Here is a 26236-nt window from a genome sequence, read left to right on the forward strand (position 1 = left end):
ATATAATGGCCGAAGAAAATGAAAAAAAGCCGGAGTTTGTTGTTCATAAAAAACAGCCTGACAATACACAGGTAAATTCTGCGAGCAATACGGCAAAGAAAAAAATTGTTGTCGTAAAGAAGAAGAATCCCTCTGTTTCAGATGCTCCGCAGAAAACAGAACCGCAGAAAAAAGACGGCGTTCGTGTTGTCGTAAAACGTCCTGCTGCTCAGTCTTCCGTTGAGGCACAGGATAAGGCTGAAAATTCAGAGAAAGCTTCTGACAAAAACGAAAAGGCTGCTGCATCAGCTTCAAAAACAGAAGTGCGTCCTCAGAAAAGAACGTTTGAACTTAATACAGCCCGCCCGAACGTCAAGGCAGGAAACCTGTCTGACTATGCACGCCGTGACAGAAACGGCGGTTACGGAAGGAACGGCTATGGTAACGGCGGACAGAACCGCAGTTCAGGACGCGACGGAAGCGCCGGCGGATTTACGGGTGCACAGGCACGACAGAGTTACCAGAACCGCGAACGTGACGGTCAGGGCAGACAGGGCGGTTATCGCGGAAACGGCGGACAGAACCGCGGGCAGAACGGCAGTACCGGCGGATTTCAGCGTAGGGACGGCGGTAATTTCCAGAATCGCGGCGGTGCCGGCGGATTTCAGCGCCGGGATGGCGCAGGATTCGGAACTTCCCGTCCGGGATTTCAGAACCGCACCGGTACAGGCGGCGGATTTCGTTCAGGCGGAGGCGCTCCTGGTGCTGTTCCTCCTATTATGCAGTCACGTACTCCTGCAAAAAAGACTTTTAAGGGAAAGAAGCAGGTATATAATAGAAAGGACGAGGAACAGTACGACATTAACCTGTTTGAGTCCAAGAAAAAGAGTGAAACTCCGGCAAGCGTAGTTCCAAAGTCCATCGAAATAATGGAAACGATTTCCGTTTCTGATTTGGCACGCAAGATGAATTTAAAAGCGGCAGAAATTATCGGAAAACTGTTTGCAATGGGAATGATGGTAAAAATCACCGAATCCATTGATTCAGATACGGCAATTCTGCTTGCGTCAGAATACGGCTGTGACGTAAAGCTTGTCAGCCTGTACGATGAAACTGTCATCGAAAGCGATAAAGGTTCGGAAGATTCATTGCTTCCTCGTCCGCCGATTGTTACCGTTATGGGACACGTTGACCACGGTAAGACAAAAACTCTTGATGCAATACGCCACGCACACGTTGCAGAAGGCGAGGCAGGCGGAATTACGCAGTCAATCGGTGCTTATTCAGTAAGGACAGAAAAAGGTGCAATCACGTTCCTTGATACTCCGGGTCACGAAGCATTTACGATGATGCGAGCCCGCGGTGCTCAGGTTACGGATATAGTAGTTCTTGTTGTTGCTGCTGATGACGGCGTTATGCCTCAGACTCTGGAAGCTATTGCTCATGCAAAAGATGCTAAAGTTCCGATTATTGTTGCTGTAAATAAGTGTGATAAGCCGGAAGCTAATCCGGACCGCGTAAAGACTCAGCTTAGCGAGCAGGGACTTACTCCTGAAGAATGGGGCGGCGATACGCAGTACGTTCACATTTCTGCCCTTAAAAAAGAAGGTATTGACGATTTGCTTGATGCAATTCTGCTTCAGGCAGAGATGCTTGAATTAAAGGCAACGTATGAATGCCGTGCCGAAGGAAAAATTCTTGAGTCACGCATTGACCAGGGACGCGGCGTTGTATCGTCCGTTATTGTTCAGCGCGGTACTTTGCATCAGGGCGACCCGTTTGTTGCCGGTATTTACAGCGGACGCGTTCGTGCTTTGTTTGACGACAGGGGAAACCGCGTGCAGGAAGCTGGTCCTTCAATGCCTGTAGAAGTTCTTGGTATGGAAGAAATGCCGAATGCCGGCGATCCGTTCCAGGTTACTGAAAACGAAAAAGAGGCACGCGCTATTTCTACAAAACGTCAGGAACTCAAGCGCTTTGAAGATGCAAAGGCTGTTAAGAAAGTAACGCTTGACAATCTGTATTCTACTATTGAACAGAATGAGATAAAGGAATTCAAGGTTATCATCAAGGCTGACTTGCAGGGTTCTGCTGAAGCTTTGAAAGCTTCTCTTGAAAAACTTTCTACCAAAGACATACGTCTTGTTGTCATTCATTCATCTGCCGGTGCAATTAACGAAAGCGACGTTACGCTTGCTGCTGCTGATTCAAATGCAATCATTATCGGATTTAACGTTCGTCCGACGCCAAAGGCAAAACTTCTGGCTGACCAGGAAAGCGTTGATATCCGCAAATACAATATCATCTATAAGTGCGTTGAGGAAATTAAGGCGGCTATGGAAGGTATGCTCCAGCCGGATACAAAAGAACAGGTTATCGGTGGTGTTGAAGTACGCAATACGTTCAAAGTTCCAAAAGTCGGTGTTATTGCCGGATGTTACGTTACGGACGGATGCGTTCGCCGTTCTTCTATGATAAACCTTATCCGCGACGGAATCGTAAAGTATACTGGAAAAATTACGTCCCTCAAGCGCTTTAAGGACGATGCAAAAGAAGTTGCATCTGGTTTTGAATGCGGTATCGGTCTTGAAAACTGGCAGGACATTCAGGTTGGTGACCACTTTGAAGTATTCGAGTATATAGAAGTTGCCCGAAAACTTGGTGACGAACTTCACGATGACCGTGCTGCCAATGAAAAGAAAGCTGCTGAGGCTGCAAAAAAAGCAATGGCAGAAGCTGCTTCTAAAAACAAAGATGCCGCAGATGCTTCGGAGGATGCTGAATAATGGGTCAGTATAGAATGGAGCGGCTGAATGCCCAGCTACGTGAGGAAATTTCAAAAATTATTCTTCACGGAGATGTAAAAGATCCGCGCGTATCAACATTTCTTTCAATAAACCGTGTTGAGGTTACGTCAGATTTGGGGTATGCAAAGGTTTTTGTTTCCAGCTTTTTGTCTGATTCTCAGCTTGAAAAAGGTGTTGACGGTCTTAACAGTGCGGCAGGTTTCATTCAGTCTTCAATTGCGAAGAAAATGCGCCTGCGCCAGTTTCCAAAATTCACTTTTGTAGTGGATTCAGGAATGAAGTCCGGCTTCCGTATGGTTCAGAAACTGAATGCACTTGAAGAAGAATCAAAGGCTCTTGAAAATGAAAAAGCCGCAAATTCTTCTTCCGGCGCGGATGAAGAATAAACGTAACGGTACGGATTTGCAATGGATTTTGATAAAATAGTCTTGTTTGCAAAGCAGCCGGGACAGACATCGTTTTCATCGTTGTTTACCATAAAACATGCGCTGGGTACTAAAAAAGCAGGACATACCGGTACTTTAGACAGTTTTGCAAGCGGACTGCTTGTTGTCTGTGCCGGAAGCCTTACCCGTATTGCCTCGCGCATTACTGAATTTGACAAGGAATATGAGGCAGTCCTTCAATTTGGCGCGGAAACTGATACCCTTGAATGTACTGGTTCTGTGGTGCGGACTGCTGCCTTGCCGTCAAAAAAAAATGTTGAGGCTGCCGTTTCTCAGTTTTCAGGTACGCTAATGCAGCGTCCGCCGCTTTTTTCCGCAATTCATATTGACGGAAAGCGCGCCAGTGATATTGCACGAAGCGGAAAGTCAGCTGAAATGCCGGAGCGGCAGATAACTGTCTATAATTCAAAAATTCTTGAATGGAAATGCAATGAGGACGGTGCTGTTTCTGCCGTGCGCATTTTGTTTAATGTTTCAAAAGGAACGTATATACGAAGTCTTGCGCGCGATATTGGTGCTGCATGCGGAAGTGCCGCGCATCTTACAGGTCTGTACAGGACTCGCGTAGGTTCGTTTTCGGTAGAAAATGCCGCCGGTTTTGATTTGCTTCCTGACTTTACGATTGAAAGTGCTCTTCAAAATGCAGAAACGCTTTGTGCCGCAGAAAAACGGCGTGCGCAGCTTGAACTTGATTTGAAGGCGCGCGGAATTCCTCGCCGTGAATGGAAATCATATATGCCGGATAACAGGGAAGGTTCGCCGGCGGAAGAACTTTTACAGCGCCAGGTGTGCGAAAAAGCGTACGATATGAACAGGCAGATTGCCGTACAATGCGGTTTTGCCTGTCTTACAGTGCGTAAAGATATGGAAAATGTTTTCAGGAACGGCGGAAAACTCCGTTCTGCTATGTTTGACGTTTCACCGTTTACGTTACAGGAAGATTTTGCCGCCGTCTTTACGTCTGATGAGCGTTTTGCAGGGCTTTTGCAGAAAGATTGCGAAGGATATTTTGGATATGCGTTCGTAAATTCATCTTTCGGACAGCACTGACCGCCGTCTTTTGTGCGTTGACTAGAATACAGTTCGTAGGTAAAATAAGAATATGTTTGATGTAAAAGAAACTGATTACTTCGATATTGAAGATGATACGTTTGATACTGTCCTAGAACCAGGAATTCGTTTTACCGGTAATATAAAATTCATAAAGCCGTTTATGATTCGCGGCAAAGTGAACGGAAAAATTGATGCTACAAGCGATCTTGTCATTGATTCCTGCTCGGAAGTTAATGCTGACATAAATGCAGTGCGTGTCCTGATAAAAGGCAAGGTTCACGGAAATGTAACTGCCCGTGATCTTGTGTTTGTTTCATCAACAGGAATTCTTGACGGTGATATTACCTCAAAACACGTTGTTCTTGAACCGGGCAGTACGTTTTCCGGTCGTTGTACAATGGTAAAATAAAAAGAGCGGTGGAAGTATGTCTAAGAAGAAACTGAGTATTTTTATAGCGGTTCTGATGTTTTTCTGTTCAATTCCTTTTTATTCGCAGATGAAACAGGATGCGCTTGTCCTGTATAATAACGGAAAATATGCGGAATCTGTTGCTGTCTGCGAACAGGAACTTGCTGAAAATCCGAATCGCATAGAGTCTTATGTTGTTATGTGCTGGTCTCTTGTACGCAACAAGCAGTATTCCGAAGCAGAGCAGCGTGCAACCGACGGTCTGAAAATCAGTCCGTATGATTTGCGCCTTATAGAAATTTTGGGCGAGGCACGCTACTATCTTGGAAAAAACAACGGCGCAATGGAACAGTTCCAGAGGTATGTTTCTTCTGCACCGGAGAGCGGAAGCCGCGTTGGAACTGCTTATTATTATATGGGTGAAATTTACATTCGCCAGGCGCGCTATCAGCATGCCGACATTTCTCTTACGGCGGCAGTAAAAAAAGAGCCACTCCTTGATTCCTGGTGGGTACGTCTTGGCTATGCCCGCGAAATGGCAAAGAATTATTACGAAGCGGCAAATGCCTATGATGAGGCGCTCAGATTAAATCCTGCTTCCGTAGAAGCTGACCGAGGAAGAACGCGCGTTTCTTCAAAAATTCAGTAGCCGTTACGATTGTGAAGGTTCATTTTGAAACGACCGGCTGCCGCTTAAATCAAATTGAAAGCGAAAGTGCGGCGCGGATTTTTTTGGATAAATCTTTTTCCGTATCGCTCTCTTCATTTACGGCAAAGTCTGCCGTCGACTCTGACATTATTCTGTGCGTCTTAAATACGTGCGCCGTTACGCAGAAAGCGGAACAGAAAAACCGGCGGATTATACGCCTGCTTCTGGAAAAATGTCCGCGTGCGGCTGTTCTTGTAACCGGCTGTTACGCACAGCTTTCTCCTGAAAATATAGAATCCATTGACAAACGTATTGCCGCACTTCCGGGACTTTTAAAAAGCCGTATTGAAGATGTTGCCGCAGAATTATCCGCCTTTATTGCTGAAAAATCGGAGTTTTGCGCCGCAGATTTTACCGCTATTCTTAAGGCTGGAATTTGTGCACGTGCACCGGAGAAAAGCGGCTTCAGCGAAAACGCCTTTAAACTTTCTACAGATTCATTTCTTGCCCATTCGCGTTCATCAATAAAAATTCAGGACGGATGCAATAATGCCTGTTCATATTGTACTATTCATATTGCCAGGGGACATTCCGTTTCCCTTGATGCCCGGACTGTTATAGACAGGGTTAAGCAGCTGGAAAGCGCAGGGCAGAGCGAAGTAGTTTTTACCGGCGTGAATATCGGGCAGTATCGCGGTGCATATAACAGCGGATACATTGATTTTGCTCATCTTTTAAAACTCTGCCTTGAAGAGACTTCTTCAATATGTTTTAGGATTTCAAGTTTGTATCCGGAAGTTGCAGACGATTTTTTCTGCGATGTGATTAGGGATTGCCGGGTGCGCCCTCATTTTCACATTTCGGTGCAGAGCGGCAGCGATTCTGTCCTTAAGAGAATGGCGCGCGCGTATACGGCTGATGATGTAAGGGTTGCGTGCAGAAAACTGTCGGATGCAAAGAAAAATCCGTTCCTTGCCTGCGATATTATTACCGGTTTTCCGGGCGAAACTGATTCTGATTTTGAAGATACGCTTTCCTTGTGCCGTGACTGCGGTTTTGCATGGGTACATATTTTTCCGTTCAGCGAACGTCCCGGAACGCCTGCGTGCGCTATGAAACCGAAAATTCCGCAGAGTGTAAGCGGTGAGCGTGCCCGTGTTCTTGGCGAATGGGCGGCTTTAAGTAAAATTCGTTATATTGAATCGTGCATAGGGAATACGTACAGTGCCGTTCTGGAAACTGTTAAGCGTCCTGCCGTCTATGCTGACGGTATGGAGATGTATCACGCCGTAACGGAAAATTTCCTGCATTGCAAGATTATTCGTAAGCCTTCTGATAAAAAAATACAGCCGGGAAGTGCTGTTTTCGTTCGTATTATTAGTGCCGTTCTGTCTAAAAAAGGCGGAGAAATTGACTGTACTGCTGAAATTGTATGAAATTCAGTCAATAAATCCTCTGATTTTTTTCTTTTCACCGTGGCATAAAAATAAAAAAGACTCTTTCATCGAAAGAGTCTTTTTTAATCGGGATGACAGGATTTGAACCTGCGACATCCTGGTCCCAAACCAGACGCGCTACCAGCTGCGCTACATCCCGTTGATGTAGTTAATACTATATCGAAATTGACATTCTGTGTCAATAACAGAACTGTAAAAAACAAGAAAATTATCCAAGCAATAATTTATCGTTCATTTCTCCTGCCAGGCTGAATTTTGCAAGCAAATCTTCAACCTTAAGGTTTTTCTTTTCTTCTCCGCGCACGTCGTATACAATTCTGCCTTCCATCATCATAATAAGGCGGTTTCCGTAGCGGATTGCATCTTTCATATTGTGGGTTACCATAAAAGTTGTAAGATGCTCCTGCGAAACAAGCTGCTCTGTAAGTTCAAGCACTTTTCTGGCAGTTTTAGGGTCAAGGGCCGCTGTGTGTTCGTCAAGCAGAAGAAGCTTTGGTTTCTGGAGCGTTGCCATAAGCAGGGTAAGCGCCTGTCTTTGTCCGCCAGAAAGCAGCCCGACTTTTGCAGTGCGGCGGTTTTCAAGTCCAAGGTCAAGCAGCTTGAGTTTTTCGGTGTATAGTGCTTCTTCCGACGGCTGAATGTGCCAGGAAAGACCACGTTTTTTTCCGCGCCGCATTGCCATTGCAAGATTTTCTTCAATTTCCATATTTGCAGCAGTTCCCATCATTGGATCCTGAAATACGCGTCCCAGATATTTTGCACGCTTGAATTCAGGCATATCTGTTAAATCAAGTCCGTCAAGAAAAATTGAACCTGTATCTGTACTGTGAACTCCGGCAATCAGATTTAAAAGCGTTGATTTTCCGGCACCGTTTCCGCCTATAACGGTAACGAAATCTCCGTCATCAAGCTCAAGGTCAATTCCTTTCAGTGCTTTTTTCTCCGTGATTGTTCCCGGATTGAAAGTTTTTGATATGTTGAATAGTTTTAGCATTTCGGTTCTCCATTTAACTGTTCTTTGTCCTTGTGCTTCTTTATTACGTTGGCGTGGCGTGTATTTTCTTCGTCATTAACGTTCATACCCGGCAGTACGCGCCTGCGTCTTTCAATTTTTGTCTTGAAAACCGGAACTGAAAGGGAAACTGCAACTATCAGTGCTGTGAGCAGCTTAAGGTCAGTTGATTTTAGACCAAGCTGAAGGACGACTGCAATGACAATCCTGTAAATTACAGAACCAAGTACGGCAGTAAGAAGTTTATACCAGAAGCCGAAATGCGAACCGAAGATTACTTCTCCGATGATGATGGATGCAAGTCCTACGACGATTGCGCCTGTTCCCATACTTACGTCTGCATATCCCTGACTTTGCGCTACGAGAGCGCCGGAAAGTGCGACTAGTCCGTTGGAAATCATAAGCCCTATGATTTTTGCAATGTCTGTGTTGACGCCGAGCGCACGCGCCATATGTTCGTTGTTTCCCGTAGCACGGATTGCGCTTCCGATTTCCGTTCCGAAGAACCAGTACATAGCAGCTACAATAATTACGACAATTACAATTCCCACAACCAGCGATGCTGCCGTAACGGAAAAACCTGTCCATTCAGAAATTGAAGTCATAATCGTTTTTATGTTTACATTCCGATTTAAAGCACCGGAATAAAAAGATTTCAGATTTTGAAAAAAAGTTCGCTTTTCGCCTTCTAAGCCCGGCAGGGTAAGAAGAGGGATGTTTGATTTTCCCATAATGCGGATATTTATAGAATACAACGCTATCTGCGTAAGGATACTTGCAAGCAGGATGTTGATTTTTAGTTTTGTATTCATAAATCCTGTAACAAGACCAGTTAAAGTTCCCATAATAAAAGCGAATAGAAGTGAAAGAACCGGATTCATTCCGCAGGAAATAAGGACGGCTGTTACTGCTCCTCCGACCGCAAAGCTTCCGTCTACCGTCATATCTGCAATGTTCAGTATTCTGAATGTGAGGTATACACCAAGCGTCATAAGTCCCCACAGAATACCCTGCGAAACTGCGCCTTCCATTGCCAGTAAAATGCCCATTTGTAACTCCAGAAAAGTAAGAGGGCTGCCTGTGAAAATACGTTCGCATTTTCAGACAGCCCTGTGTTTTTTAGTTTGTATTATTTAAGGTCTGCCGGAATTGTAATTCCAAGTGCATCACGTGTGCTTTCGTTTACTGCAAGCGTGCAGTTTTCCAGATACTGGATAGGCATTTCCGCAGGATTTTTTCCGTCGCGGATAATTTCTACAGCCATTTTTGCAGTCTGTTTTCCAAGTTCATAATAGTCGATTCCGTAAGTTGCAAGCGCACCAGACTGAACCATTCCGGCTTCGCCGCTGATTACAGGAATTTTGTTCTGGTTTGCAACCTGTGCTACAGTTGCCATTCCGGCTGCAATCATGTTGTCTGTCGGTGTATAAATGGCATCTACTTTTCCGACGAGGCTCTGTACAACCTGCTGAAGTTCGTTTGAGTTTGAAACTGTAGCGTCAATGTATGAAAGTCCAATCTTGTCACAGGCTGCTTTTGCAATTGCAATCTGGAAAAAAGAATTCTGTTCGTTTGAGCAGTAGAGCATTCCGACTGTTTTTGCATCTGGAACGATTTTTTTAAGAAGTCCAATCTGTGCTTCGCAAGGTGTAAGGTCAGACGTACCTGTAACGTTTGTTCCTGGTTTTGCGTTTGATTTTACAAGTTTTGCAGATTCAGGATCTGTAACTGATGAAACAACTACAGGAATGTTTTTTGTAAGGTTTGCAACAGCCTGTGCTGCCGGTGTTGCGATTGCAAAAATCAGGTCGTCCTGATCGTTTATGAATTTCTGTGCGATTGTTGCGCAGTTTGCCTGTTCATTCTGTGCATTCTGGTAGTCAATGGATATGTTTTTCCCGTTTTCATATCCTGCTTCTGCAAGACCGTCTACAAACCCCTTGTAGTTTGCATCCAGTGCAGTATGTTCTACAAGCTGAATGATTCCGATTTTGATTTTTCCGTCTGCCTTTTTAGAACAGCCGGATAATCCTACTGTAAATGCGGCTGCTGCTGCCGCTGCCAATAAAAATGACTTTTTCATGATAACTCCTAGCCTACTGAGGTGCGCCTGCACCGTCAGAGATAAAATATATCATCTATTATAAATTGTCATTTTTTATCACGCAATAGAATAATTACGAATTTACAGATATTTCTTATTTTTTTTCCGGTGCCGCAGTTGTGCTTTTGTCCCGGTATTCTGCAACGACTTTGCCGTCTTTTTCATCAAGTTTGTAGACTGCGTACTGTTCGTAGTTCTTGACGAGCCATGCATCGTAGGAAGTCCAGTCTGAAAATGTTTCCGTCATTTTTTCCTCGTAGATTTTTATAAAAGTTTGATATAGTATGAATTTACCTTCTATGTATCGTTCTGTCAAATATGGAGCTGCTATGAAAATTGAATTGAAAAATACGGCGTGTTTCGGCGTTGCCGGAAATTTTACCGGTCATCTTGAACAGGCAGGTGAAGCTGCTGATTTTGTATCTGTTGCGGCGGCGGAAAATGCGCCGAAAGCTGTTTTTCCTACGTATATTCCGGGCGCGTGCGGAACTGTCCCTTCTTTTTTAGGTGTCTTTCCGTTTGACAGTCTGGAAATTCGTTTTCTGGAAGGTGAGAAAAAAGTTCAGATAGAACCGGAATGTGCAGTTGTCTTTCGGGCGCACTGGAACGGTGATGTTATAGAGTCGCTTGTGCCGCTGTGTTTTGGTGCTTCAAATGACTGTTCAATAAGAAAAGAAGGCGCAAAAAAAATCAGCCTGAAAAAAAACTGGGGTGCTTCGAGCAAGGGATTTTCGTCTTCGCTCATTCCGATTGACTTTTTTTCTGCCGGCGGAATTCTTGACCGCTACAGGATTGCAAGTTTTCTTGTGCGCGGCGGTACTGTATATGAATATGGCGAGGACAGTGCAGTTAGAAACTACAGTTATATTTACGGAACTCTTCTGGAATGGCTTTTGGATAAGCTGAACGGTCAGCGTGATGAAGGACCTGCTGAAAATATTAACGGATATTTGAATGAATGCGGACGTCCGGAGCAGATTATGATTTCTATCGGTGCAACGCGCTATACTCCGTTCGGACAGAATAATTTTCTTCAGAATGGTGATGAGTCCGTTGTGGTGCTCTATCCGGAGGACGTGTATAATTCTGAACAGATAAAAACGATGGTTTTGGAAAATGACTTTCCGCAGGCAGACATTTCTGTTTTGCGGCAGAAAGTTGTTCTGTAAGGTGTGGAGGTGTAATAAAAACTTTGGCTAAGGTAGCGTCAAAGTTTTTATTCACAAGTTCGCGTTGCGAACTTTATTATCAACTGCCTCTTCTCATTTCATTGCGAAGAGGCGTAAAAAAGTCAAATCGATTGTCGAAACAATCTCTTTGACTTTTTACGGGAGGTAACGGTGAAAAAAGCTTTTTGTGTGATTGTGTGTGCATTTGCATTAGGTTCGCTTCCGTCTTTTTCCTATGTGTATACGTCAGAAGCATTTGTTATTTCCGGTTCGTCTGTGCGTTCTCTTATTGATGAAAACTGTGCGTCCGTTTCTGGCGGTGTTTTAAAGACTGTGTATGACGGCAGGGAATATACGCGGAACGTCAAAAAGCGTTCTCAGGTTCACACAGGCGATGAACTTGTCGACTATTTTACCGAAATGGCGCTTGAAGAAACTGAACTGAACATAAATAAAAACGGTGTTTTTGCCGCCGGTGCAAACTGGCCTACCGCCTGGACGCGCGATATGTCGTATGCCGTAAGCCTTTCGCTTTCATTCCTGTTTCCAGAGACTGTTGAAAAATCGCTTGAAAGCCGCGTTGAAAACGGCATTATCCTTCAGGATACCGGTTCCGGCGGAAGTTACCCGGTGAGTACGGACAGAATTGTCTGGGGAAGCGCGGCGTATGAATATGCGCTTGTAAAGCAGGATGATGTGTATTTTCAGAAAGTGTATGACGTCATCACAAGTACAATCAGCTATGATTTCAACGTAAACTATGACAGCCGGCTTCAGCTGTTCCGCGGAGAAACTAGTTTTCTTGACTGGCGCGAACAGACTTATCCCCGGTGGATGGACAGTATCTATATTGCAGAAAGCTGTGCGCTTGGTACGAATGTTCTTTATTATTCAGCAATGAAAAATGCCGCTTCTATTGCAGAACGTTTTAACCGCGATGAAGAAGCCCACTTGTGGAACAGCCGTGCAGAATCTCTAAGAAATGCCATTATAAGTCACTTCTGGATTTCTGAAAAAAAATATTTCGGTGCATATCTTATTTCAAATATAGATACGGTTTTGTATCAGGGCTATGAAACTCTGGGCGAGTCGCTTGCCGTTTTGTATGATGTTGCGGATAACGGAGATTTTCTTTCTATTATAAATGCCGTAAAGCCAGGTAAATGGGGAATGAGCGTTGTTGCTCCGCAGCTTTCCGCTGTTCCTCCGTATCATAATGATGCCGTCTGGCCTTTTGTACAGGGATTTCGCGGACTTGCGGCAAAAAAAGCCGGTGATGCAGCCGTATGCGAGAATGAATTTGCCGCAATGCTCTACTGTGCAGCGATGTTCCGCTCGTTTAAGGAAAATTACGTTGCATCAAAATGTACGGAAGATACGCAGACGAATTCTGACAGGCAACTGTGGTCGGATGCGGCGTTTCTTGCATATATATACCGCATTCTCTGCGGAATAGAACCTCGTTCAGACGGCATTGCGGTTTCACCTCTTGTGTTCGATTCGTTTACGGACGGAATAACGGCAAAAGGCGTTTCCATAGGAAATACTGTTCTGAATCTGCATATTTCCGGTAATGGCGGAACTGTTGTTTCGTTTATGGTGAACGGAAAAACTGTTCCGAATGACTATGTTATTCCGTATAATTCCGGTACTGTTTCTGTTGAAATTTACGTTGAAAAATCGCAGTTATATAAAAATTCGTATGCGGCTGCAAAGGAAAAAACATTTGCTTTTAATGCAGATGACGTTCAGCCGGCAGTTCCGCTTGCGTCCGTTTCTATGGAAAAAAATAAGGCGTTTATAAGCTGGAAGCAGAAAAATGCAGACGGTTTTACGGTGATGAAAGACGGCGCTGTTTTTGCAAAAACTACAGATCGCTCGATAACTGTTCGCGGAGGAAAGAATGCCGCCGTATATTCTGTAACTGCCGTTTCTTCAGATTCTGTGCCGGTTCTTCCGGGAACGTTTGTGCGCGTTGAGTCTGCGGCAAATACAGTTCTGCTTGAGGCGGAGAATGCAGATGTAAGCGGCGGTTTTATTGCGCAGGAAGATTCTCTTGATCCTGTAAAGGCGGCAGTTTCGTATGATTTGGAAAAGGTCGTTTCTAATTACGGAAAATATGTAAAAGAATGGGGTGCAGAGGAGGGTGATTTCATTACGTTTACGTTCAATGCAAAAAAAGACGGACTTTATGCGATTGACTTCCGGTTTAAAAACGGTCACGGACCTGTAAATACTGGCGAAAAATGCGCGGTAAGGGCTGTTCTTGCTGACGGCGAACTTGTCCGGAGAATTGCTTTCCCTCAGCAGGGTGGCTGGGCTTCCTGGGCATTCAGTGCGCCTGTAACAGTCCGCCTTTCTAAAGGAACGCATACAATCACCCTTGCTTCTGATTCGTTCTGCTATACACAGCATCATAAACTGAATGATATTTACGTTGATTTGGTTCGCGTTTCAAGAATTGAACCGATAGAAAGCCGATAGAATTGCGCGGTGTGGCTGTTTTTCAGGCAGCCGCTATTCTTCCGGCTGTTCAGGCTTTTCAAAATCAGAACTGTTTTTTTCCGCAAGCATTTCCGCATCCTCTCTTCCCTGTCGGGAGTTCCATTTTGTAAAACCTGATGTCCTGTCAGTCTTTTTCTGTATATGGTGAGAATACTGGTTTCGCATCATTTTATAATATTCGTTATCGTCCATATTTGCCTTCGTTTCTGTTTGCGTAATGAGCTGAAAAAAAGGCTGTACGACCCGGTAACTGCGATATGCAGGTTTTTTGTCCGTTCGTACAGCCCGTTTTTATTGTATGCGAAACGTATTAAATTCCGACAAAGCGAGTTCTGTCTTTTTCCTGAACGTATGCAATGAATTCTTCAAGTTTCATTGTTTTCTGTTCAAGTCCGCTTGACTGGCGGAATCTTACGGTTACAGTTCCGTCTTTCTGCTCGTTTTCTCCGACAACAAGAATGTACGGTGTTTTGTGTTCTTTTGTAATCACCTTTATCTTGTTTCTCATATTATCGTCTGAAAGATATGCGTTTGTGCGGATGTCATTTGCGAGCAGCGCTTCGTTTACTTTTGCTGCGTATTCGTCATAATTATTTGATACAGGAACGATTGCAACCTGCTCAAATGCAAGCCAGGTCGGGAAGTTTCCTGCGAAGTTTTCAATAAGAATGCCGATGAATCGCTCGAACGAACCGAGTACGGCGCGGTGGAGCATAACTGGATGGTGCTTCTGGTTGTCGCTTCCGATGTACGTTGCATCAAGGCGCTCTGCTGACGGCAGCTGATAGTCAACCTGAATTGTTCCGCACTGCCATTCACGACCGAGCGTATCGTAAAGCTTGAATTCAAGCTTAGGACCGTAGAATGCGCCTTCACCAGGCTGAAGCTCATATTCAAGTCCTGCTTCGTGGCACGCATCTGCCAGAGCTTTTTCTGCGTGTTCCCAAGTTGCTAAATCACCTACGTGATCTTCCGGCATAGTACTGAATTTTACGACAAGGTCATTGAAACCGAAATCACGATATATGTTCCGGAGAAGCCGGCAGAATTTTGCAACTTCGCTTCCAATCTGTTCTTCCGTACAAAGAATATGCGCATCGTCCTGAACAAAGCCGCGCACCCTCATTACGCCGTGAAGAGTTCCGCTTGGTTCGTTGCGTACGTCGTGTCCGAATTCTGCAAGGCGAAGCGGCAAATCTTTGTAAGAACGCTGCTTGCTCTTGAAAATTTCGATTGCACCCGGGCAGTTCATCGGCTTTATTGCAAAAAGCCGCTTTTCGCTTTCGGTAATGAACATATTTTTCTGGTAGTGTCCCCAGTGACCGGAACGCTCCCACAAAGAACGCGGCATAATTGCAGGTGTATTCACCTCAAGGTAACCGTCGCGGCGAATTTGCCTGCGCATATAGTCTTGAATTGTCGTGTAAATTGACCATCCGTTAGGGTGCCAGAAAATCTGTCCCGGATCTTCCGGGTCAAGATGGAATAAATCCATTTCAACGCCGAGTTTTCTGTGGTCACGTTTTTCTGCCTCTGCAAGCATTGTAAGATAGTCTTTCAGTTCCTGCGGCTTATAAAAGCAGACTGCGTAAACGCGCGTGAGCATCTGCCTGTCAGAATCGCCGCGCCAGTACGCGCCTGCAACTTTTGTCAGCTTGAATGCCTGTCCGTTTATTTCTTTTGTGTTTGCAACATGCGGTCCGCGGCACAAGTCAATGTAGCCGTCCTGTTCATACGTTGTGATGACGGAGCTTTCCGGCAAATCGTTTATCAGTTCGACTTTATACGGCTGGTCCTTGAACAGTTTAAGCGCTTCTTCTTTGGATACTTCCTTTCTCACAAAGTCGTGGTTTCCTGAAATAATCCTGCGCATTTCTTTTTCAACTGCGGCAAACTGTTCTTCTGAAAATCTGGTGGTTTCGGGAAAGTCAAAATCATAATAAAAACCGTTGTCAATAGCCGGTCCGATTGCAATTTTTGTTCCCGGGAACAAATTTAAAACAGCTTCTGCCATTACGTGGGCACAAGAGTGACGTACAGTCTGTAATTTTTCGTCAACCATTTTTTTAACCTCTGAAAACACCAAATTCGACTATAATAAATAGTTTTAAATATTTCCCATAGTATAAACACTTGTGATGTCATTGTCAATTTTTTGCACGGTATGCTATACTGTTTGCGCTATGACATTGAACGATCTTACTGCCGGTCAGTCGGCAACTGTTTCTACGGTCGGAGGAAGCGGCTCCCTGCGCCAGCATTTTCTTGATATGGGCGTTGTTCCCGGCGCAAAAATAAAATTGATAAAATATGCCCCTATGGGAGATCCGATTGAATTCAGAATTCACAGCTATGAACTTACACTGCGCGTTGCAGACGCAAAAAAAATAACGATAAAAAAAGAATCTGTATGTACGGAAACTGCCGAAAATCCTTCTTCTCAGGAAACTGATGTTCTTGTCAAGGAACATCCGGGATTGGGTGAAGGCGGAAAATATCACGTAAAGGCAACGGAAAATCCGCTCCCGGAAGGAAAAACGATAACGTTTGCACTTGCCGGAAATCAGAACTGCGGAAAAACAACGCTTTTCAATCAGCTTACCGGTTCAAATCAGCATGTCGGAAATTTTCCTGGAGTTACTGTAGACCGGAAGAGCGGCTCAATCATCAATCATCCTGATACGCTTGTAACAGACCTTCCGGGAATTTACTCCCTTTCTCCGTATACAAGCGAAGAAATTGTGAGCCGCCAGTTCATTCTGGAAGAAAAACCGACCGGCATAATCAATATTGTTGATGCAACGAACATCGAGCGCAATCTGTACCTTTCAATGCAGCTTATGGAACTTGAAGTTCCTATGGTGCTTGCGCTTAATATGATGGATGAACTTACCGGGAACGGCGGACACATTGACATAAACGCGATGGAATCTATGCTTGGAATTCCTGTCGTTCCGATTTCTGCCTATAAAAATGAAGGAATAGACGAACTTGTAGGTCACGCGCTTCACGTGGCGAAATATCAGGAAAGACCGGGACGTACTGACTTTTGTGACGAATCTGAAAACGGCGGTGCTGTTCACCGTTGCCTTCACGCCATTATGCATCTTATTTATGACCACGCAGAATACGCTGGAATTCCCGTGCGTTTTGCGGCGACAAAACTTGTTGAGGGCGATGCGCACGTTATGGAAGCCCTTGCAATTTCCAAAAACGAAAAAGAAATGATAGAGCATATTATCGTTCAGATGGAGGAGGAGCGGGGACTGGACAGGGCTGCTGCAATTGCCGATATGCGCTTTTCTTTTATCGAAAAACTGGCTGAAAAATGCGTCGTAAAACCCCGCGAAAGTGCAGAGCGTGAGCGAAGCCGGCGGATAGATAAAATTCTTACCGGAAAATATACGGCGCTTCCGTCTTTTGCGGCGATTATGGCGCTTGTGTTTTTTCTTACGTTTAATGTTGTAGGAGCAGGGCTTCAGCAGCTTCTTGAAGCCGGAATTTCTTTTCTTACGGATGCTGCGGACAGGGCGCTTTCTGCACTTAGCGTGAATGAGGTTCTTCATTCGCTTGTCATTGACGGTATTTTCAGCGGAGTCGGAAGCGTTCTTTCGTTTCTGCCGGTTATCGTTACGCTGTTTTTCTTTCTTTCGCTGCTGGAAGATACAGGTTATATGGCGCGCATTGCGTTTGTAATGGATAAACTGCTTCGTAAACTCGGACTTTCCGGCAGAAGTATCGTTCCTCTTCTTATCGGATTCGGCTGTTCCGTTCCGGGCGTTATGTCAAGTCGTACGCTGCCGTCCGAGCGCGACAGAAAAATGACGATTATGCTTATTCCGTTTATGAGTTGCAGCGCAAAACTTCCTGTTTATGCCTTTTTTACGGCAGCTTTTTTTCCGTCATATCCGGCGCTTGTTATGGTGCTTTTGTATTTTATCGGAATTGCGGCAGGAATTGCCGTTGCGTTTGTTTTTAAAGGCTCTTTGTTTAAGGGAGAGCCTGTTCCGTTTGTTATGGAACTTCCGAACTATCGTCTGCCGGGCGTAAAAAACGTTTCCCGCCTTTTGTGGGAAAAAGCAAAGGATTTTTTACAGAAAGCGTTTACCGTTATTTTTGTTGCGACTATCGTCATCTGGTTTTTGCAGACATTTGACGTTCATCTGAACGTTGTTGAAGATTCTCAGAAGAGTATTCTTGCATCCGCCGCAGGAATGCTTGTTCCTGTGTTCAGACCTCTTGGTTTCGGCGACTGGCGGATTTCCACTGCGCTGATTGCAGGCTTTATTGCAAAAGAAAGTGTCGTTTCTACGCTTTCCGTGCTTCTTGGTTCAACCGCCGTTCTTTCAGGACTTCTTGATGTTCCTGCGGCATTTGCGCTTCTTGTATTCTGCCTGCTGTATACTCCGTGCGTTGCCGCCGTTGCGTCAATTAACAGGGAACTTGGCGCAAAATGGGCAGTTTCCGTTGTGATTTTGCAATGCGCAGTTGCCTGGCTGTGTGCGTTACTGGCGCATTCTGTCCTTCTTTTGTTCTGACTTACTTTTGATTTTAAGGGAAAACGTAATTCGTTTTTCCCTATCGTGATGCCATAAATGCCTTAAAATGTTGACTTTTAGCTGTTCTGCCTGTATATTTATGGAAGATTTTGAAAAAAAATCTGATTGGGGGTGCACCGGTTTCGACGGATGCGGGAACCCCTGTGCTGCAGGTGGGCGTGAAGGTGCCCTAAACTGACAAAAAAATAACTGCAAAACGTAGAGAAGAAGAAGATTCTTCAGACGAACAGTTTGCTCTTGCTGCTTAGTCAGTGAGCACGGAACTTCTGCTGTGCTGTTCCGAACAGCGGTCTGTTCTGATGCCAACCGGAACTTGATTTGCAATGCTTTCAGCCGTTGCAGATGACAATCAGCTGGAATAAGGAAAAGACGCTTGTAATGCTGCTACCTTTTCCCGACAAATACCTCGCATTACTAAACTTGTAGAGGCGCTTGGATTACACACCCGGACGGGGGTTCAATTCCCCCCATCTCCACTTTATTTTGGCTAACTTTTTGTGTTCAAGAAGTTAGCCAAATTTTTTCTATGCTCAGAAGCGGATTTTAGCCGGCGGACGGCATTTGATTTTGAAAAAGGCAGGGAATTATGAAAAAAATTGAAATTGCAGACAAGGAGCTTGTTGAAAAAATCAATGCGCTGCCAAAAGACGAGATGGCTGTTTTTGTAATGGCTGACGGACGAATAAGAGGTGCGCTTTTTCACGGTACGCGTTTTGTAAACCAGATGCGCGCACAGCATAATCTTGGAATTCTGGAAAGTCTTGTACTTGGGCAGGCCTCTTTGTGCGCCGCGCTTATGATTCCGCTGATGAAAGGGCAGGAACATCTGTGCTGGAAATATGATGTTGACGGGCCTGCCGCAGGCTTTTCCGTAGAAGCTGATTCTACCGGGTATGTGCGCGGTTTTTTGTATAATGAGCATATTCCTGTAGATAAGCCTTTGGAAAACTGGGATTTGAAGCCGTTTTTAGGAACTGGCTCGATGTCCGTTTCCCGCATTCATAAGGAAGATTCTGCGCCTCATATTTCTACTGTAGAAGTTAATTCCGGTAATATTGCAGAAGATCTTGCGTGGTATTATAAGCAGTCCGAGCAGATTTCAACGGCATTCAATACTGGAATTCAGTTTGACCGGCATGGGCGTATAATCGGCGCAGGCGGAATGTTCCTTCAGGTGATGCCGGAAACAGGCGGAAAGAATAACAGCGGAGCTTCAAAGAGCAGTTCTTCCGACGCAGAAGCAGACGAACAGTTTCTGGGAAGAGTTGAAATGGCATTTAAAACTGCGCCTTCGCTCGGGCAGTGGTTCAGCGAGTGCGGAAAAATAGAAGATATTGTCTACGGACTGTTCCGTGAGTTTACACCTTCGATTGCGCTCAGGCGTGACATCCGCTATGACTGTCCTTGCTCGGAGGAAACTTTTGCAAATTATATTAAGATGCTCCCAAAACAGGAGCGCGATGATATTCTTCGCAAGAAAGAACCGCTTGAAATTCAGTGCAGGAACTGCGGAAGCGTTTATACGATTTCGGTTGAAAAACTCCAGCAGTAACGGCTGAAAGCCGGGATGTGTAAATTTGTTGACTATCTTTTTTCTTGATATTATATTTTAACTATTATTGGTTTATTTTTTTGAACCGATTAAAAAATCTGTTGGAGGTTTTTATTATGGTTCCACGTTTTTATAAGCGTCCGTGGATTATTATTGCAGTCTGTGCGGTAATAACTGTTTTTTTCGGGCTTCAGTTGCCGCACCTGAAGATAGAAAGTTCTTCACGGGATTTTCTGCCTAAATCCGGCGAGTCATACCTTCGTTTTAACCAGTGTGAGGATGAATTTGGAAGTATGGATTTAATCGGTATTTCTCTGGAAACGGAAGATGAGTCGATTTTAACTCCGGAATATCTTACTGTTGTCGGAAGAATAGCTGCCCGCATTGAAAATCTTTCTGATATAGAAAAAGTTGATGCCATTTCAAATATTGATTTTGTTACAAGCGAGGACAACAGCCTTGTTGCAACGAATTTGATTGATGAAGAATTGTATTCGATTGACGAGAACGGTAATCCTGTTTTTACAGGAACAAAGGCGGATATTAGAAAAATCAATCAGAAATTAATTGAATGGGAAGAAATGTATGACCGCGTTATGATTTCTGATGACGGCAGGGCAACTCAGATGCAGATTGTTATTTCTGAGAACCGCATTGATTCTGACGGAAATTCCGTAAAAATCTCTAATTCTGAAAAAAATGATATTCTTCAGTCTGTGAAAAAAATAGTTTCGGAAGAGGTAAGCGGAACCGGTTTGAATCAGACTGTTTATGGTGATACGGTAGTTTCTGACGAGGCGCATACATTTATGGTTCACGATTTGGTATGCCTTATTCCTCTTGTCGTTCTTGTCGTCAGCCTGAGCCTGTTCTTTTCTTTCAAGACAACGGACGGAACGCTTCTTCCTCTTCTTACTGTATTGATAAGTACTATCTGGTCTTGCGGACTTATGAGTCTGCTTCATTTTACCTTTACAATCGTTTCAAGCATTATTCCTGTTGCACTGATTGCCGTCGGTTCTGCCTACGGAATTCACGTACTGACCCATTACTATATCGCCCTTGAGAAAAACGATAAGCCGATGACAAAGGAACTTCATGCCGAAATTATATGGTCTGGAGTAAAAGAAGTGTTCGGCGCGGTTTTCCTTGCCGGACTTACGACAGTCGTCGGTTTTATTTCTCTTGTTACAAGTCCTCTTGAGCCGCTCCATAGTTTTGCAATTTTCGCTTCGCTTGGCGTTCTTTTTTCTCTGCTTCTTGCACTGACTCTTGTTCCTGCGCTTTTGATGACAAAACCTGTAAATCTTATCGGTAAAAAATCCGACCGTATGGAAGCAATTATTGCAAGGGCAAAGAGAAAGGCATCTTCAAAGCTAGAAAAAATCCACTCTGAACATTCTGAAGAAAGAAAAGCAGAAGATTCTACTTATTACAGTCTTTTCAGGTTTTTTGCAGGCACAAAACCTCGCCTTATATTACTCAGCCTTGCCATAGTTATCTGTTCAGCCATTGGAATTAAGAAACTTGTCATAGATACAGCAATGATAAATTATTTCCCGGCAACATCAAGATTGAGGCGTGATATTGATTATGTAAACAAACGTTTTGCCGGCACGAACTCTGTCTATATTATTGTTTCTGCTGATTCTCAGAATTCGGCAGAGGCTGCTTCCGGGTTGGATTCTGACGGATCGGATGATTCTTTTGATGACCTTAGTTTTGATGATTTCGGCGGATTTGATGATTTCAATGACTTTACTTCTGAAGAAACTGATTTTTCTGATGAATCTATAGCTGCATCTGTACGGCACGATATGACAAATCCTGAAATTCTTTATGCAATGGAAGGACTGCAGAACCGCCTGCTTGAAGAATATCAGGAAGTCGGAAAAGTTGTTTCATTTACGACATTCCTGAAGCGTATGAATCAGGTAATGAATGCACCTTCTTCTGATTCTGCGGAAACTGCTGATGATGTAGCAAATCTTTCAAAAACTGCATCCGTTCAGGAACTTCTGGAGCTTTTCAGCGAGGCGTATGCAGATGCCGGCGGAAATGATGCGACTGTGGAAGCAATGATGTCCAAACTGCTTAAGAAATTCAATTACAACGGAACTGATTATTACGAAATTCCGTATGATGCAGAAAAATACCCGGTTGAAAGCAGGGAAGAACTTGCAGATTTGGTTTCACAGTATATTATGCTGCTTGGCGGAGATTCTCTGGATCGTTTCGTTGTTCCGCAGGGATCGTTTACACCGACAAAAATGCGTATTCAGGTGCAGCTTAGAACTCACAGTACGGATTCTGTCGGAGAAATTATTGCCTATGCAAAAGAATATGTTGCAAATCATTTTCCTGAAGGCTATACCGTAGAATATACCGGAACGAGCGAAATGGAATACACAATGACAGGAATGGTAATTTCCAGCCAGTTTACTTCACTGCTTCTGTCCCTGCTCAGCGTGTTTATAATTATTTCAATTTCATTTAAGTCTGGAATTGCCGGTTTGATTGGTGCTATTCCGCTTGCGTTTACCATTATATTGAATTATATGATAATGGGACTTACCGGAATAAAACTTGACTTGATAACAAGCATTATTGCTTCTGTTGCAATCGGTGTTGGAATTGACTATACAATTCACTTCCTTGAAACGTATCGTGCAGAGCGTGCCAATTCGGACGATCTGGAACTTGTTGTAAAACGTACGTTTAATAAAAGCGGAGTTGGTATTGTAACTAATGCACTTGCCGTAGGGCTCGGATTTTTGGTTCTTTGCCTTTCCCAGTTTATTGTTCTACGCTATATAGGAATTCTTGTTGCAATCGTTATGTTCTCAAGTTCTGCCCTTGCAATGACAATTATCCCTGGAATTCTGCATCTGTATGACTTTAAATTTATGAAGCCAAAAACAGAGCAAAAATAAAGAAACTGCGGACTGAATGTTTCATTCTGTCCGTAAAAATGCAAGTCATGTGCATTTATTTTTGGAGGTTTATTATGAAAAAAATTGTAGCATTTGCAGCTGCCCTGGTTGCAGGCTGTTCAGCATTTGCAATTGATGCTGTTACAGTTATGACACAGGCTCACGATGTTGAAAAACCGGCTTTTACAATGTCTAAGGTAAAAATGGACTTGATTGAGAAAAACGGTGTGCTTCAGGAATCTCGTGTAGTTACGGAATATGGCCGTGAAAAAGATGATTTGTCATCTATTGTTATGATTTTTAACAGTCCGGCATCTGTAAAGGATACCCGCTTTTTAATGCTTGAAAACGGACCTGGAAAAGATGATGATAAATTTATTTATCTTCCGTCGTTGAAAACAACACGCCGTATTGCTGCAAGTGAAGGTTCTAAGTCATTTATGGGAACAGATGCATCTTATGATGACCTTTCTACTCGTGAAGTTGACGAAGATGAGCATGAGATGATTTCTGAGAAAGAAGAGAAGAACGGATATACGTGCTGGGTTGTAAAATCAACCCCGAAAGATCCGAAAAGTTCTCAGTATCAGTACCGCATTAACTATATAGATCAGGAAACAAATTATCCTGTATATACAGAAATGTATGATAAAAAAGGAAAGCTTTGGAAGACGCTTACGCTTGAAAAACTTGAAAAACGTTCCGGCGAAACTGGAAAAATATATGATATGCCGATTCAGGAATATATGAAGAACGTTCAGACAGGACATTCAACTCGTCTTACGATTGTTCAGCTTAAACTTGATTCAGAAATCCCTGACAGGGTATTTACATCAAGCTTCTTGAATACAGGAAAATAAAAACTGATTGGATAAATAAAAAGGCTGCGTTTTACGCAGCCTTTTTATTTTAAATGCAAATTATATTAGTGTTTTGGTCCAAAGCGTTTCAGCATAGCAACGGCATTGCGTTTTCCGTTATAAACGAATCCGCCGTTCCAGTATTCCAGTGCTGCAAACAGGGCATTTCCGCCGTCCTGTGCATCTGATTCTTTTGTTTTAAATGAAACATAATCTGCAAGCTTTTCATAGTCCTGATTGTGAAGGCAGGAAAGGCGCTTTCTGTTAAATTCATTCCATTTTTCAAGATCTTTAAAACCTTCGCCTTCATCCTGTACTATAACATGCGCATGGGTAGGGCTGAATGAATACCATACCGTAACTTTTTTGTTCAAATCACAGTGATTTCCGTGTTTTACGCCGTTTTTGATTACTTCACTAATCTGCTGTTCCAACAAGTTCAATTCTTTTATTTCAGAAGGTGCTGACTGAACAATCAGAAGTGTGAAGTATCTGATCTGACGGAAATCAGAAGGAAAATCTTTCCTAAGCATATTTGTTTTATCGAATAAAGGATCGTTGTCATCAGAGCGCAATTCTTTAATTTCTAAATCTTCCATTTGTAAATCTCCAGAAAATGAATTTGTAAAAGTTCTTTAGAGGTTTATTCTTTTACCATCAAAAGTGCTTCTTCTACACTGTTTGCAATCGGGAAATAACCCATAAGCTTTGTAAGTTCTATAACTTTTTTTACAGAACCATGGATATTTGAGATTGCAAGTTTAAGATTCATCTTTTTAATCGTTGAGCTGATGTAAATGAGCGCACCAATTCCAGATGAGTCAATGTAGTCTACCTGCTCAAGATTTATAATGAAGATTTTAATGTTCTTTTCAATCATCTTCATAACAAGCTCTTTGAGCTTATAGGAGTTATAGAGATCCATTTCCCCATTTACATCGATTATGTAGACGTCCCCATTTTTACGTATTTTAAGTTCCATAATGAAGCTCCTTATCCCTGTATTTTTACAACCAGAAGACTCTGGTCGTCATATTGCTGTGTTGTACCACAGAATTTTTTAATGCTGTCCTTAACTTTGTTTGCAATATCTTTTCCCGATAATTTACAATTTGCCTTAATAACATTTGTAAGGTTATTAAGTGAATATTGTACACCATTTTCATTAAGACATTCAAGTACACCGTCCGTACAGGAAATTAAAATATCACCTGCATTCAGCGTTAAGTCAATGTCTTTATATTCTGTTGTTTTTTCAACTCCTATAGGTTCGCAGTCAATGGATATTTTCTTGATTGTTCCTTCTGCGGCGGAGTAGAACAGAACCGGATTTGTTCCGCTTGTTGCTACCTGTGCTGTATTGTCAATGCTGTTGTAGTTTATGAGGGATACGCTTGCAAAGTGATCCATACCGTTCTTTTCAGAGCAGATTGCGCGGTTTACCCATTCAAGCAGTGTTGCGGAACTTTTGTTCGTGTTGGAAACAAGTCTGAACATAGCCCTTATCATTGCCATAATGATAAGCGAATTCATACCTTTTCCGGCTACGTCACCCATAATGAATGTAATTCGTTCTTTTCTTGACGGAATAATATCGTAATAGTCGCCGCATACGTTTTCTGCCGGCATAGAGTATTTTCCGATTGAAAGCTTGTTGATGACCGGCATTTTTTCCGGCAGGAGAGCTTTCTGGAATTTTGTTGCGATGTCGCCTTCTTTTGTAAGTTCTGCGTGTTCTGTAAACGCAATAAAACTGTTCAGAGGTCTGAGAGCCGTTGAGGCGGCTTCTACAATCGTGCAGGCATCGTTCATTTCATCCTGAGTGAACGGTTCCTGTCCTGCTGCGCGTGAAATGCAGACAAGTGCAATGTTTTCGCCGTCCTGCTGCATCGGTATGAAAAGGTAAGGACCGCATTTTAAGAACTCTTCCGGCTCGTTCTGGAATACAGGAGAATTCTTTGCGTTCGGTTCAGCTATGTTTACAGGCTTGCCGGCAGTAAAAATATCTCCGAAAATGTTGCCTGATACGGCAAACTGGGAGAATTTGAAGTTCGTTTCTACGCGAATCGGTTTATGGGGCAAATCTTCCGGCAGTTTGTACGGCGGCGGAAATTTTCCTTCCAGTGATTTTACTGCAAGTACGTCATCAAATTCATCATATAAAAGCACGGCACATCCGTCCGCGCCTGTTTTTTCCAGCAATAGTTTGTCAAAATATTGAAGGAATGCAGACATTGCATCTTCTGAACTGAAGAAACCGGCTGCTTTTGTTACAAGATCCCTGTTAATAGAGATAATGTCGGAATATTTTTCCTTTATTTGTTCTATGGCTTCTTTTGTTATTGCATCAGCATCGCTGTTCTGTTCTTTTTCTTTCTGGTTTTTCTTTTGAGCACGTTTTTTAGGATCAGAAACTGCAAGTACGAATGCGTATATAATCAGCAGGAATTCAGAAAGCAGGAATGTTACTACAAGATACATAATCTGTCTGTTTTTATATGTATACAATAATCCTGCTATGCTTACACCGATTGCAAGATAGAACACAAAACTTACTTTTGATGTGTTTCTAATCTTTGATAGCAGAAGCAGGATAAAAAGAATGAGTCCGGCTGCCGCTGCTATAAGAATAGGAATATGTACGAAAGAATCAATTGTTGAATCCAAATTTATACTCCTTAGGAAAACTTTAAATTCTTAGTTTTAAATAATTCTAACATCGAAATATTCTGCCGTCAAGTT

The 26236-nt window shown here is 43.3% G+C and carries 21 protein-coding genes, 1 tRNA gene and 1 other RNA gene; 13 read left to right on the plus strand and 10 right to left on the minus strand.

Annotated elements, in window-relative coordinates; all coding sequences use genetic code 11:
- Positions 1 to 5: 5 nt before the first annotated feature.
- Genes infB through mtaB form a run of 6 tightly spaced genes read left to right on the plus strand, consistent with a single transcriptional unit; the run spans position 6 to position 6779 of the window.
- Positions 6 to 2765, plus strand: a complete 2760-nt coding sequence (infB, locus tag B5D55_RS07800; protein WP_078933450.1) for a translation initiation factor IF-2 — start codon at positions 6 to 8, stop codon at positions 2763 to 2765.
- Positions 2765 to 3172 carry a 30S ribosome-binding factor RbfA gene (gene rbfA / locus B5D55_RS07805; protein WP_078933451.1) on the plus strand — a complete coding sequence of 136 codons (408 nt, stop codon included), beginning with the start codon at positions 2765 to 2767 and terminating at the stop codon, positions 3170 to 3172. Before infB ends, rbfA begins: the two co-directional genes overlap by 1 nt.
- A 21-nt stretch (positions 3173 to 3193) precedes the next feature.
- Positions 3194 to 4282 carry a tRNA pseudouridine(55) synthase TruB gene (truB, locus tag B5D55_RS07810; RefSeq protein ID WP_078933452.1) on the plus strand — a complete coding sequence of 363 codons (1089 nt, stop codon included), beginning with the start codon at positions 3194 to 3196 and terminating at the stop codon, positions 4280 to 4282.
- Positions 4283 to 4334: 52 nt separating this feature from the next.
- Positions 4335 to 4694, plus strand: a complete 360-nt coding sequence (locus tag B5D55_RS07815) for a bactofilin family protein (RefSeq protein WP_078933453.1) — start codon at positions 4335 to 4337, stop codon at positions 4692 to 4694.
- Between the two features lie 16 nt (positions 4695 to 4710).
- The gene (locus tag B5D55_RS07820; RefSeq protein WP_078933454.1) at positions 4711 to 5343 is read left to right on the plus strand and encodes a tetratricopeptide repeat protein; all 633 of its coding nucleotides are present in this window, start codon (positions 4711 to 4713) and stop codon (positions 5341 to 5343) included.
- An 11-nt stretch (positions 5344 to 5354) separates the two neighbouring features.
- Positions 5355 to 6779, plus strand: coding sequence for a tRNA (N(6)-L-threonylcarbamoyladenosine(37)-C(2))-methylthiotransferase MtaB (gene mtaB / locus B5D55_RS07825; protein ID WP_234975406.1), 1425 nt, complete (start codon positions 5355 to 5357; stop codon positions 6777 to 6779).
- Between the two features lie 87 nt (positions 6780 to 6866).
- On the opposite strand, the gene B5D55_RS07830 is transcribed toward mtaB, so the two are convergent.
- From B5D55_RS07830 to B5D55_RS11595, 5 genes are all read right to left on the minus strand, one after another.
- Positions 6867 to 6939, minus strand: a tRNA-Pro gene (locus B5D55_RS07830).
- A gap of 69 nt (positions 6940 to 7008) precedes the next feature.
- A complete protein-coding gene (locus tag B5D55_RS07835) occupies positions 7009 to 7794 on the minus strand; it encodes an ABC transporter ATP-binding protein (RefSeq protein WP_078933456.1) in 786 nt (261 codons plus the stop codon).
- Positions 7788 to 8861, minus strand: coding sequence for an ABC transporter permease (locus B5D55_RS07840; protein WP_078933457.1), 1074 nt, complete (start codon positions 8859 to 8861; stop codon positions 7788 to 7790). Before B5D55_RS07840 ends, B5D55_RS07835 begins: the two co-directional genes overlap by 7 nt.
- 80 nt (positions 8862 to 8941) lie before the next feature.
- Positions 8942 to 9895 (minus strand): ABC transporter substrate-binding protein, encoded by a 954-nt coding sequence (locus B5D55_RS07845; protein WP_078933458.1) that lies wholly within the window; start codon positions 9893 to 9895, stop codon positions 8942 to 8944.
- A 115-nt stretch (positions 9896 to 10010) separates the two neighbouring features.
- Positions 10011 to 10163, minus strand: a complete 153-nt coding sequence (locus B5D55_RS11595; protein ID WP_159446185.1) for a hypothetical protein — start codon at positions 10161 to 10163, stop codon at positions 10011 to 10013.
- Between the two features lie 82 nt (positions 10164 to 10245).
- Between B5D55_RS11595 and B5D55_RS07850 the strand changes: the two genes are divergently transcribed.
- Both B5D55_RS07850 and B5D55_RS07855 read left to right on the plus strand, forming a co-directional pair.
- Entirely contained in the window at positions 10246 to 11085 is an 840-nt protein-coding gene (locus tag B5D55_RS07850) for a DUF5718 family protein (RefSeq protein ID WP_078933459.1), read from the plus strand.
- A gap of 171 nt (positions 11086 to 11256) precedes the next feature.
- Positions 11257 to 13569 carry an alpha-L-rhamnosidase-related protein gene (locus B5D55_RS07855; protein WP_078933460.1) on the plus strand — a complete coding sequence of 771 codons (2313 nt, stop codon included), beginning with the start codon at positions 11257 to 11259 and terminating at the stop codon, positions 13567 to 13569.
- 33 nt (positions 13570 to 13602) lie between these two features.
- On the opposite strand, the gene B5D55_RS07860 is transcribed toward B5D55_RS07855, so the two are convergent.
- The gene (locus tag B5D55_RS07860) at positions 13603 to 13782 is read right to left on the minus strand and encodes a hypothetical protein (RefSeq protein ID WP_078933461.1); all 180 of its coding nucleotides are present in this window, start codon (positions 13780 to 13782) and stop codon (positions 13603 to 13605) included.
- A gap of 118 nt (positions 13783 to 13900) precedes the next feature.
- The gene (gene thrS / locus B5D55_RS07865; RefSeq protein WP_078933462.1) at positions 13901 to 15652 is read right to left on the minus strand and encodes a threonine--tRNA ligase; all 1752 of its coding nucleotides are present in this window, start codon (positions 15650 to 15652) and stop codon (positions 13901 to 13903) included.
- A gap of 121 nt (positions 15653 to 15773) precedes the next feature.
- Here thrS and feoB point away from each other — a divergent pair, with 121 nt between their 5' ends.
- The 5 genes from feoB (at position 15774) to B5D55_RS07890 (ending at position 23494) form a co-directional block, all read left to right on the plus strand.
- Complete coding sequence (gene feoB / locus B5D55_RS07870) at positions 15774 to 18128, plus strand: ferrous iron transport protein B (protein ID WP_078933463.1); 2355 nt, start codon at positions 15774 to 15776, stop codon at positions 18126 to 18128.
- A gap of 128 nt (positions 18129 to 18256) precedes the next feature.
- Positions 18257 to 18628, plus strand: a transfer-messenger RNA (tmRNA) gene (gene ssrA, locus B5D55_RS07875).
- A 107-nt stretch (positions 18629 to 18735) separates the two neighbouring features.
- The gene (locus B5D55_RS07880) at positions 18736 to 19701 is read left to right on the plus strand and encodes an Hsp33 family molecular chaperone HslO (RefSeq protein WP_078933464.1); all 966 of its coding nucleotides are present in this window, start codon (positions 18736 to 18738) and stop codon (positions 19699 to 19701) included.
- Between the two features lie 116 nt (positions 19702 to 19817).
- On the plus strand, positions 19818 to 22634 hold the full coding sequence (locus B5D55_RS07885; RefSeq protein WP_078933465.1) for an efflux RND transporter permease subunit: 2817 nt from the start codon (positions 19818 to 19820) through the stop codon (positions 22632 to 22634).
- Between the two features lie 74 nt (positions 22635 to 22708).
- Positions 22709 to 23494 (plus strand): outer membrane lipoprotein-sorting protein, encoded by a 786-nt coding sequence (locus B5D55_RS07890; RefSeq protein WP_078933466.1) that lies wholly within the window; start codon positions 22709 to 22711, stop codon positions 23492 to 23494.
- A 65-nt stretch (positions 23495 to 23559) separates the two neighbouring features.
- On the opposite strand, the gene B5D55_RS07895 is transcribed toward B5D55_RS07890, so the two are convergent.
- The 3 genes from B5D55_RS07895 to B5D55_RS07905 are packed head-to-tail and all read right to left on the minus strand — an operon-like array spanning position 23560 to position 26161.
- Positions 23560 to 24093, minus strand: a complete 534-nt coding sequence (locus B5D55_RS07895) for an ATP-binding protein (protein WP_078933467.1) — start codon at positions 24091 to 24093, stop codon at positions 23560 to 23562.
- Between the two features lie 44 nt (positions 24094 to 24137).
- Entirely contained in the window at positions 24138 to 24476 is a 339-nt protein-coding gene (locus tag B5D55_RS07900; RefSeq protein ID WP_078933468.1) for an anti-sigma factor antagonist, read from the minus strand.
- An 11-nt stretch (positions 24477 to 24487) separates the two neighbouring features.
- Positions 24488 to 26161, minus strand: coding sequence for a GAF domain-containing SpoIIE family protein phosphatase (locus tag B5D55_RS07905; protein ID WP_078933469.1), 1674 nt, complete (start codon positions 26159 to 26161; stop codon positions 24488 to 24490).
- Between the last annotated feature and the right edge of the window lie 75 nt (positions 26162 to 26236).

The organism is Treponema porcinum, from assembly GCF_900167145.1.
GTDB classification, from domain to species: domain Bacteria; phylum Spirochaetota; class Spirochaetia; order Treponematales; family Treponemataceae; genus Treponema_D; species Treponema_D porcinum.